This window comes from Vibrio sp. 1069 (assembly GCF_033340555.1).
In genome coordinates this window covers 1-9,025 of record NZ_JAWOWP010000002.1, presented here as the reverse complement: position 1 = coordinate 9,025, position 9,025 = coordinate 1, and the positions used below count along the sequence as shown (strand labels likewise).

The following is a 9,025-nucleotide window of genomic DNA, read 5'->3' as shown; positions in this document are numbered from 1 at the left end:
GCCAACCGTCACTTTGACTGAATTATTAAAATTATTTTTACATCCTATAATTATTAACTTAGTTAAAACAGAGGAATTACTCATGCTTTAATGCTAGTTTTTATTTAAAATATTATACTCTACGCACAACTGTCAGTATTGATAAACCAACAAAACTAATGACTATTTTAATAATAAAAAGAAGTGTGCAAGCTCCTACCGTAGCCCTTATCACTACTGCGTTAATCATATTGATTAGCGTATCGCTTTCTCACTACTTCCTCACTCCTGTGGATAGGCTACCTACCATCAAGCCTTTAGAATTCGAAAGTGAGAATGTGCAGCCATCAATTAAAAAGAAGACTCGTAGGCAAAAAATCACTACCGGTGTTGTTGAATACTCTTTTGTCGCTTCATTATTAAAATCAGGAGTGAGTCAAAAAGAGATCAACTTGCTATTAGCACTTATCAAAAGCAAGTTTAATATTATTGACTCTATTAAAAGAGGTGATAACTTTATCTTAAGAACTAAATTAAATAGTAAAAATGAAACTTACATTAGTTCTTTTTACTATTTAGGCAGTAAAACTGATTTATTTATTATCAATGATGGTCACGGTAACGTATTTGATGAGCATGGTGTGTCGATAAATAATCAGTTCATGTTTTCTTCACCCTTTGATAAAAACTACAGAGTGAGCTCTGACTATGACTTAAAGCGAACACATCCAGTGACCAATATAACGACTCCGCACTTAGGCACTGATTATGCCACACCTGTAGGTACACCGATTCGTAGTATTGCTGATGGCATCGTTTTAAAGTCCCGCTACAACCGTTTTGCAGGCAACTACATTAATATCCGCCACACAAATGGCTCTGTATCACGCTACCTACACTTATCTCAGCGCAACGTCCATGTTGGAGAGAAGATCAGCCGAGGACAAGTGATAGGGAAAACGGGTAACACAGGAAGAACAACAGGGCCGCATTTACATCTTGAACTGCACATCAATGGTGTTCCGGTTGATTACGAGCGATACATTCAAAGGCACCCAAACACTGACGTAAATATAGAAATGCTGATTGCAGCGAGAAAAGAAAAAGCAGAGTTAACAGCGGAATGGCAACGGTATGAGCAGTCAAATAGGTAACAACAGCCACTTCGATTCGCTCTTTCTTCATTTATCTGAAGCGAGTCCTCGCAACCCTCTGAACGCTTCGTAGTCTGTCGCCACTAACCAATTTCAGGATCAAAAAGAGCCGCTACATGCGGCTCTTAATGATTCTAATCTTTATTTACATACCCATGAATTGATACTTTGTGACATCACGTTTCAAACTCAGAAATTCAACCATAAACGTTATTACATAAAAGAAACTCATAACTAGTATTACTAAGTAGTCATAGAAAAAATCAATTGGTAACTACGAGACAATAAAAATGAAACGGCTTACTAGTATACTAGTAGTCGAACACATCTAGTAGATCGAGATCGAATTCGACACCACGCAGGTCATGCTCATTACACAAGTTCTTTAGCTTGTCATCGCAATAAAGCAACGCACATCCTTCCATCAACGACTTGAAAACGTACTTATCTGCAACGCTCAACTCGATGAACTTAAGCGACTTCAAGCCAACCGGATGCTCATCAATATACTCGTGTTTCGTATTTTCCTGGTCTTCTTCTCCAAAACTCATGACATTGAAAACCTGAAACTTCTCACCATCAATCACTATAGGTAAAAACTCACCATCTGTTTCAATGTATGGTTTAAGCACTTCAGCCGCTCGCAGCGTCAGCACTAAACACGTTCCCCAAACAGATATGTCAGGTTTTTTTACCGATGTCTTGTAGTGAGCCGTAAATTGAACACTCTCTTCTACCCAAACATCAGACAAGCCCTCTGCTCTTACTGGCTCATTGAAAAGCCTATTCAACAGGTCATCATCGCCCGCATCTATGGCCCTCTGATACGGATCATGCTCAAGAACTTTAAAGTAACGATTGAGGTTTCTTACCTGGTATATACTCATTAAGCTGGTTTCCAAACTGGTTCTTTCTTCACAAGAATTTGAAGATAATGACAAATATTATCTTCATGACACTTAATTCTAGTCCCAAAAACGCGTTTACAGTTTCAAATTTCGACTAATATTCCAACCTATCTCTAAAAACCGTTGCATGTATACACGAATACATCGCCGCTAAGAAAACTGAGACAAAAAGAGCGCTACTTACGGCTCATAATGATTCAAACCTCCTATCGAAACAACCATAAAGTGATATCTACGATTTCTTTCACTTCAATAGCTTACTCAAAAAGCAACCATTTGTTGATATCACTTAAAGGAACCATAAGTTGATATTTTTGTGAACCCGACAGTTTACTAAAAAACCATAGGTAAGAAAGTTACCTTCAGTATTACTGTACAACCACTTCATGTAAAGATTTCTCTGAGGGAAAAGGAATATAGCTAACCCAGCCGTATTGATATTTAGCTTCACTTGCTTCTGCACCGACCAATAGGTTTCTCAGTATTTATCCGTTGGACGTCAGACGCAAAGCTGGAGGCCAATCTAACTATCAGCCAGCATGCGAACAATTACTTGAGACTCAGGATCTTTAATAATATGCGCTTGGGATAACGCCAGTTCTTTAAGTACATTCAACCCGACCTCGACTAAATATTGGTAAGAGATACCAACCATGATATACATACGACGTTTGTTGCTATGACTAAAATTACAAACAGTTGAGCTCCAAATAACACTGTACTAACTAGAAATGTAAAGGCCATCTGCCGTCTAAAACACGGGAGTGAATAAACCAATATCAACCAAGCTACCTGAGCAGCTTCCGAATTCAACAAACCCACCTTTTTTGTTCGGCTTCAGAAATAAAATCATGGTACCTGCGGCAGTGTTGCTCAGGGTGCCTTTCAGAGCCAAACCAATCGCTAAACCCGCTGCCCCCACTAAAGCTACCAAACTGGCAACATCTACAAGTGCGACTAAACAAACCGCATAAGAAGCCACTTGAGACAGCGAGCGATAATTTCATCTCCACCACTGACTTTGTCTGTCTTTTTAAATATCCCGAGGTTGACGAGCTTGGATACCACATAAGCCAAGATAAAATTGTCAAGAGCGTATTTTGCAAGATCAGCACAACGAGTGCCTAATGCGTATCATAAAAAACCGTAATGTGTTCCATAGTTACTGCGTGACTCAATAAGTTCACTGTTCAATATTTATGTATTAAAGCGCTCCATAGATTAGATAACTGTTGTATCCCAAATAACACACCAACAGAACAACGCCCTCACTGAGAGAAATTGTCTGTGATTTGCCAAAACGAGCAGCGGTCAACAACAGTAATCCCGTGACAAAAAGCATCGATGTCCAGTCACGCCAGAAGACTTCAGCACCAATATTGGCAATAGGTGTAATGGTGCCCGCAATACCGATGACTGCTAAGGAGTTAAACATATTTGAGCCTACCACATTACCCACAGCTATATCATGCTCGCCTTTACGAGCCGCCACTATAGATGCCGCTAATTAGGGTAACGACGTTCCTAAGGTCACAATAGTTAGGCCAATCAATAAATCGCTGACACCGAGTTGTTGTGGGATTTCCACAGCTCCCCACACCAAAATGCGCGAGCTGATAATCAGTAACACTAACCCTGTAAACAGCCAGAAAATGGAAGACTTCTGTGACATACGTTGGCTAGACAGTTCGTAGCCCATCTATTGCTCTAAGTAGTCTCCCTTTGAGCGTAGTGCGCTCCAGATTGACCAACCAATCAAAAGCATGAATCCACCAATCAAAGTCCAGGCTTCTAACGTGCTGATATGGTGATTCCATAGCATTGCACCAACGCCAAGCGTAATGACTAAAAGTATGGAAAAAGTCCCTTACGAGAGTATTCAGTATCAATGGATCAGAACAAATCCATTGCACCGTAAACACTAAACTCAATTTTAACTGGTAATGCCACGTGTTTCGAATCAATATTAAATACTTTGTTAAATAGCTAGGCGAAACCTATAAGCCTATATCTCGATTCATTTTCTCTCCTCGGTTAAATTTATTTGATTCTGTTTTAGCTAACTCTTCATATTCTTCACATCGGTAGTCCAGACGAGTGCTTTTAGAACCAAGCGGGTCTTTGTTGCGTAATTCGGTCAGAGCACCAAACTGCCTGAAGTTGAGCAATTCTTATACAGCACACTGAGTTTCAGGCATACCAAACCCTGTAAGTTTGTTCAACTCTTTAATCATGGCGTAAGTTTCATCAACCTGAGCATTGTAGTTTCTCTGGCTTAACCGCTCAACTAACAACTTCTTCACTCGATACATTGCTGTCTCTGATAGTGAGCGTTTATGGTAGCCGTATCGTTTTTTTCCACTTACACTTGGATACGTATGACATCGTGACAATCCCCTGTGTCATAAGCGCCATCACCTAATATCGCTATGATTTTACGACTTGTTTGCTTGAGCAAGTAAGGGAGGACTTCTGCATAGGTAACATTAGATAAAATCAGTTCTGCCGCAACGATTTCGTAAGTGCTGGTATCGATAGCTCAATGCCATTTTCTCCAGACTCTACACTTCCCGCCAGTCCATGCTTCTTGACCTTCCGTTTACCTTCACCATAGACCTTGAGACCTGCCGCATCGAGGGCTAGATGATATATTACACATCTAGTCTTTGGTTTAAATAAAACCTCGACTTGCTTAGCTCTTCGACTGATACAACTGTAATGTGGACAGGCTATAGGGACGTTAGCCAATGAAAAAAACAGAATCGATAAACCCTTGCAATGTTCTCAACGGTATTGAGAAAACTCGTTTCACTATAAGCACAGTGATAATGGCTAAACCTCTGAACTGACAAGGTTTACCACGTTTACCTTGCTTATTCTACTTCCACTTGCGAATGGCTTCTTCATCAATCCAGAAAGTGAGAGAACCACGGTTGATTAGAGATGTCATCCATGGCCAAACTGGTTTCAAGATCGTACTACTCTGAGGTAGTGCTCGATAGTCCAAATTGGAGCCAGTTTACCGACTTAGTCGACCAAATATATAGTAAATTTAACGAAGAAAGTGCTAACTAAAAGATAGCTATTCATTCTTGTTTTGCAATAAAGCAATGGGATGAAGCAAGGCATCCTTAGTACTGACATCCAACACTTTTACTTTTCGAAAACGTTCCGGTTCTTTGATCGCGACATCATGAGCAAAGATCACAAACTTCGCTTTCTTGATGTCTTTCTCGGTAATTCGGTTGATGACGCCATTCGCCCCTTGGGTTTCGACTTTAATCTTAATGCCGAGTGCACAAGCTGCTTTTTCCAATGACTTCGCCGCTAAGAACGTATGTGCCACACCTGATGGACAAGATGTAACCGCCAAAACATCCGCCTCACCTTCGCCTTGAACAGAACCATATACTTGAGAATGACCTTTGTAGCTCTCATCTTCTGTGACGGTTTTCTTTAGTGCAATCACGATCAACGCGGTGGTAACAGAACCAGCAATCGTGCCGATGATGTAACCAATTTTTCCATCCACAACAGGGAGAACAATCCAACCGCCCCACGGTGCATGGTTCATTACGTGGAACATAAAGCCAATCACGTTACCGACAATGCCACCCGCCACAATAGCGGGTAACACTCGTGCAGGGTCGCCAGCGGCAAAAGGAATCGCACCTTCGCTGATGCCGATCATCCCCATAATACCTGCGGCTTTCCCCGCTTCGCGTTCATCTCGCTTAAATTTACTCGGCGCCAAAAACGTGGCTAGTGCCATACCCAATGGCGGCGTACAAATCGCAATACCGACCCCGCCCATCAACCATGGTTGCGTGTTCACTTGGGTTTGAGCAAACAACGTCGCCACTTTGTTAATTGGGCCGCCCATATCAAACGCGGTCATGGCCCCAAGCACAGTTCCGAGCATCACTTTGCCTGAGCCCGCCATGCCCGTCAGCACCTCGTTCATGGTGGTCATTGCGCTGGCAATCGGAGCGCCTATCACCCACATCACCGCGCCGCAAGTAACAAACGTCCCCACTAGCGGATAAATAAAAATCGAGCCAAGCGAACTCATGCTGTCTGGTAGCTGAATTTTCTTTAATAGCCAAACGACAAAGCCAGCAAAAAAGCCGACCACAATTGCACCTAAAAAACCCGTATTGTAATGACTGACCGCAATCCAAGATCCAATCATACCCGGCGCAAGGCCCGGCTTGTCGGCAATGGAATAAGCAATGTAACCGCCAAGAACGGCAGTAAACAATGTCAGGCCAGCAATCCCCATTTGAGCAATATCGGCCAAAATGCCCTCTTGTGGTACACCACCGTGACCAGAGATCATCACCGACAACGACAACAACACACCGCCCGCAACGATAAACGGGATCATGTGGGATGTGCCAAACAGCAAGTGCTCTTTAATGCGACCAAGTTTTTGCGCCCAAGGGCTCAGGGGTTCTGATGCAAATTCTAAAGAAGTTGGGAGAAATTCATTGGATTGGGTTTGAATATCAGTCAGCATCTCAAGCGCTTCTTCTCGCGATTGAGCCTGTTTGAGCTTTTCAACAAAGCCGTCTTCGATAATTTTGGTGGAAATTTGTGCCAATACTTCAATGTGATGATGATCATCACCATCTGGAGACGCCAGCATGAAAAACACATCGGACAGCTCGCCATCTTCGGCGCCATAATCAATCCCATTACGGCTGATCCCGACCGCGACAGCCGGTTTCGCTACAGCATCACTTTTGGCATGAGGGATCGCAATACCATCATCAAATCCTGTGTTACCGATCTCTTCTCGTTTCCAGATATCTGCCAAGAACTGGCTTTGACTATTGAGTTTGCCGGCGGCCTCTAGCATCTCGACCAGCTCTTTGAGCGCTTCATCTTTGGTTTGAGCTTTTAGATCTAAACATATCGTTTCCAGCTCAATTAGGTTTGTGATGTCCATTGTTTTACCTTCCAATATTCACGCTCGAATATATACCCAAGTGAGTTTGAGATACAGGATCCCCTGGCTCGTATGCGTTCCTACTCATTTTATTTGGGCATAGATTAACCAGTGCCTACCCTTTGATATATAGGACTAAAAGTGCATTAACTGGATTAATGTAACATGAGATTCAAACTGTGATAGAGCTCTTGCGTTAATCCAGCTCAAATCAATTAAATCTGCGGTGGCTGTGCTAATATCCACAAAAAATAAAATGGATAGAACATGAAAATCGTAGCGGTGACAGCATGCCCTACAGGCATCGCTCATACTTATATGGCGGCAGATGCACTAATGAAAGCTGCGCTAAAACATAACGTGCAAATTAAAGTAGAAACGCAAGGTGCGATGGGGATAGAAAATCAGCTCACTCCTCACGATATCGCTCAAGCGGATCGGGTTTTGATTGTGTCGGATATTGAGATAGAACAACCTGGCCGATTCGAAGGGACGCGCAAAATTCAAATCCCCATTGAAGAGGTTTTGCTAAACGTCGACAAAGTATTCCTCGTCCACTGCCGCGACTAAATTTGCAGATGAACGAATACCAAATCACCTTTTTCGTCGATAATGCAAATGCCAGTGCGCACCTTGCTCAGCCACTCAATCGAGTGGCAAAGAAGTTCAAAAGTACCTTACATATCATTAATGTAACGCAAAATCGTGTTGCGGAACTCACCAAGTCCGTGGCGATTTTGCAAGCAGGTCTACAACAAGGTGATTTGTGTCAAATCACAGCGATTGGCATTGACGCAGAGCTGGCCTGCTTCGTCATCAAAGACATGATTGCTGAACACTTTACGGTGGTGGGATCTCATATCAACTATGAGTTTTCTAGCCAACTGGCCGAGCGTTTACCGCAAATTTGCCCACCTTGTGAAATCAAATGGCACTACGCCAAAGCACATACCGAGCTCACCAAGTTTGAATGTCTTAAAGGATTAGCTCAACTGATCCACCCTATTCATCCTGACGAACTGATCCTTGCTTTTATTAAACGTGAAGAACGTTCATCAACTTGCGTGACTCCGGGGATCGCTCTACCGCATGTGATGTTTTCAGGTGTTGACCATATTTCCATTGCCGTTATTGCAAATGACAAGTCGATGGATTGGGCTTCAAAGATGGGTGATGTTCATCTGGCTATAGCACTGGTGATGCCAGAAAAGCCGACCCGAGAACAGATCATTGCGGCCACTAATCTCACACGAAATCTGCTTACCGATCAAATGGCGGAACGCCTACTACTAACAAAAAGCAGCGTCGACTTACAAGCGCTGCTGATGTACGCCATGTCGAGGCTGCTCGCCTAAACTTTTCTATGATTTACGCACTCTGACTGAAGGCTTAAATCGAACCACGATATTCCGTCGGCGTTCTGCCTGTGCGGTTCTTAAATACTCGGCAGAAATAGTTCACGTCTTTAAATCCACAGCGCACTGACACGTCATTGAGTTTGAAGTTGTATTTCTTGAGCATAAACTTCGCACGATCCACGCGTACCCAAGTAATGTAGTCTGCCAAGGTCATGTGCCCCTGCTGACGGAACAAGCGCGACAAATGGTTCGAGGAAATACTGAATCTCGACGCAATGCTGTCACGCGTGATTGGGCGATGGAAGTTCTCTTGAATGTAGATACAAATCCCTTGATAGAGATCTTGCACACGGCTATGTGACTGCTGCTCGACTGGTGCATCCAACATCGTCTTCGCGTATTGCAGTAATGCTTGCAGTAAAAGCTCATCCATTGGTTTTTTAGTATTCTCACGAGCCAGTGAGCTCAACGCTTCTAAGATGTTATCTATCGCAAATCCTGAGCGTGTTTGGATGCTATGCTTTTGAATATCGTAAAAGTTTGCCTCACCTTTGCGTTTGCTCACCAAACTTAACCCAAGTTGTCGACGCCCAAACAAGGCTTTGTTGCGTAATTCGATGGAACTAAATCAGGAAGTTACGATCTGATCGGTTACATCAGTTAATCATCGTAGCC

The 9,025-nt window shown here is 42.9% G+C and carries 7 protein-coding genes and 3 pseudogenes; 3 read left to right on the top strand and 7 right to left on the bottom strand.

All coding sequences use genetic code 11. From position 1 onward, the window contains the following. Positions 1–158: 158 nt before the first annotated feature. Entirely contained in the window at positions 159–1,133 is a 975-nt protein-coding gene (locus R7040_RS03245) for a peptidoglycan DD-metalloendopeptidase family protein (RefSeq protein WP_021707562.1), read from the top strand. Positions 1,134–1,444: 311 nt separating this feature from the next. Here R7040_RS03245 and R7040_RS03240 read toward each other — a convergent pair whose 3' ends face one another. From R7040_RS03240 to R7040_RS03220, 6 genes and pseudogenes are all read right to left on the bottom strand, one after another. Further along, positions 1,445–2,020 carry a hypothetical protein gene (locus tag R7040_RS03240; protein ID WP_064354833.1) on the bottom strand — a complete coding sequence of 192 codons (576 nt, stop codon included), beginning with the start codon at positions 2,018–2,020 and terminating at the stop codon, positions 1,445–1,447. A 544-nt stretch (positions 2,021–2,564) separates the two neighbouring features. Further along, positions 2,565–2,705 carry a hypothetical protein gene (locus R7040_RS30565; protein ID WP_372059719.1) on the bottom strand — a complete coding sequence of 47 codons (141 nt, stop codon included), beginning with the start codon at positions 2,703–2,705 and terminating at the stop codon, positions 2,565–2,567. An 87-nt stretch (positions 2,706–2,792) separates the two neighbouring features. Beyond that, positions 2,793–3,023 carry a mechanosensitive ion channel domain-containing protein gene (locus tag R7040_RS30560; RefSeq protein WP_372059718.1) on the bottom strand — a complete coding sequence of 77 codons (231 nt, stop codon included), beginning with the start codon at positions 3,021–3,023 and terminating at the stop codon, positions 2,793–2,795. Between the two features lie 222 nt (positions 3,024–3,245). Further along, a pseudogene (locus R7040_RS03230) lies at positions 3,246–3,896 on the bottom strand (sodium:calcium antiporter); the annotation flags it as partial. A gap of 316 nt (positions 3,897–4,212) precedes the next feature. Then, positions 4,213–4,991 (bottom strand): annotated as a pseudogene (locus tag R7040_RS03225) (IS5 family transposase). A gap of 132 nt (positions 4,992–5,123) precedes the next feature. Continuing rightward, positions 5,124–6,992 (bottom strand): fructose-specific PTS transporter subunit EIIC, encoded by a 1,869-nt coding sequence (locus R7040_RS03220; RefSeq protein ID WP_258470642.1) that lies wholly within the window; start codon positions 6,990–6,992, stop codon positions 5,124–5,126. Between the two features lie 267 nt (positions 6,993–7,259). Here R7040_RS03220 and R7040_RS03215 point away from each other — a divergent pair, with 267 nt between their 5' ends. Both R7040_RS03215 and R7040_RS03210 read left to right on the top strand, forming a co-directional pair. Continuing rightward, on the top strand, positions 7,260–7,562 hold the full coding sequence (locus R7040_RS03215) for a PTS fructose transporter subunit IIB (protein ID WP_318081052.1): 303 nt from the start codon (positions 7,260–7,262) through the stop codon (positions 7,560–7,562). Between the two features lie 8 nt (positions 7,563–7,570). Next, the gene (locus R7040_RS03210) at positions 7,571–8,347 is read left to right on the top strand and encodes a PTS sugar transporter subunit IIA (protein WP_005499695.1); all 777 of its coding nucleotides are present in this window, start codon (positions 7,571–7,573) and stop codon (positions 8,345–8,347) included. A 34-nt stretch (positions 8,348–8,381) separates the two neighbouring features. Here R7040_RS03210 and R7040_RS03205 read toward each other — a convergent pair. Then, a pseudogene (locus R7040_RS03205) lies at positions 8,382–8,948 on the bottom strand (helix-turn-helix transcriptional regulator); the annotation flags it as partial. Positions 8,949–9,025: the final 77 nt, after the last annotated feature.

What these genes read in the sequence shown, in the direction of transcription:
- R7040_RS03245 (WP_021707562.1), top strand. Translation starts at nt 159, where the DNA reads ATGACTATTTTAATAATAAAAAGAAGTGTGCAAGCTCCTACCGTAGCC.
- R7040_RS03240 (WP_064354833.1), bottom strand. Translation starts at nt 2,020, where the DNA reads ATGAGTATATACCAGGTAAGAAACCTCAATCGTTACTTTAAAGTTCTT.
- R7040_RS30565 (WP_372059719.1), bottom strand. Translation starts at nt 2,705, where the DNA reads ATGTATATCATGGTTGGTATCTCTTACCAATATTTAGTCGAGGTCGGG.
- R7040_RS03220 (WP_258470642.1), bottom strand. Translation starts at nt 6,992, where the DNA reads ATGGACATCACAAACCTAATTGAGCTGGAAACGATATGTTTAGATCTA.
- R7040_RS03215 (WP_318081052.1), top strand. Translation starts at nt 7,260, where the DNA reads ATGAAAATCGTAGCGGTGACAGCATGCCCTACAGGCATCGCTCATACT.
- R7040_RS03210 (WP_005499695.1), top strand. Translation starts at nt 7,571, where the DNA reads ATGAACGAATACCAAATCACCTTTTTCGTCGATAATGCAAATGCCAGT.